1 protein-coding gene is annotated in these 697 nt (G+C 51.2%); it reads right to left on the reverse strand.

Annotated elements, in window-relative coordinates:
- A partial coding sequence (locus AB4653_RS15015; protein WP_372104614.1) for a PfaB family protein occupies positions 1 to 697 on the reverse strand: 697 nt, incomplete at both ends.

The following is a 697-nucleotide window of genomic DNA, read 5'->3' on the forward strand; positions in this document are numbered from 1 at the left end:
GCGTGACAACATCGTCACCGCCTTTGGCATTGGAAGCGATTGTGCAGTACTGGTCTGCTACGTTGTCGCTACGATTGATCTTGTCGATCAATGTGCTGGTTTGACGATCGGCACCTACTTCTACAAACAGACGAGCACCTTGTTGACGCGCACTCTGGATCAACGCGGTGAAATCCAGCGTTGAACAGAAAGTGTCGGCAATCGAAAGGGCGATGCTGTCACTGTCGATATTGATTGGTGCGCCAGTCGGTAGACCTGCTGCGCTGATAAAGCGGATATGCTTTGGCAACTCGTCGAACAGTGATTGCGTGTAAAACTCACGCACTTGGCTATGCTGACTCAGCGCTGGTGTGGTGTGCATCGCAGTAACACGGTTCGCGGCAATGCCACGTTTACCAAGCTTTTTGAGCAGAGCTCGACATGTGCTTTCACAACCGGCCAGTACGCAAGTATCACCTTGGATGATAGCGAGATAAGCGCGCGGAAACTCTGGTAACAGAGCTTCAATCGCTTGCGCATCACTGCGAACCACAAAGCTGTTCCATTGGATGCTTTCGTCGCTGTTCAACTGCCAATCTTGACGCACTGCGGTGAGTTCACCAGAAATAGCCGTCGTGAAGATAGGACTGGTTTGAGTCATCTCAATCAGCGCATGTGGGTTTTTCCAAACATTTAAGCTGGCCCACATGGAGGCTTC

Origin of the sequence: Vibrio sp. 10N.222.48.A3 (assembly GCF_041475345.1) — a bacterium.
Lineage (GTDB): Bacteria > Pseudomonadota > Gammaproteobacteria > Enterobacterales > Vibrionaceae > Vibrio > Vibrio tasmaniensis_A.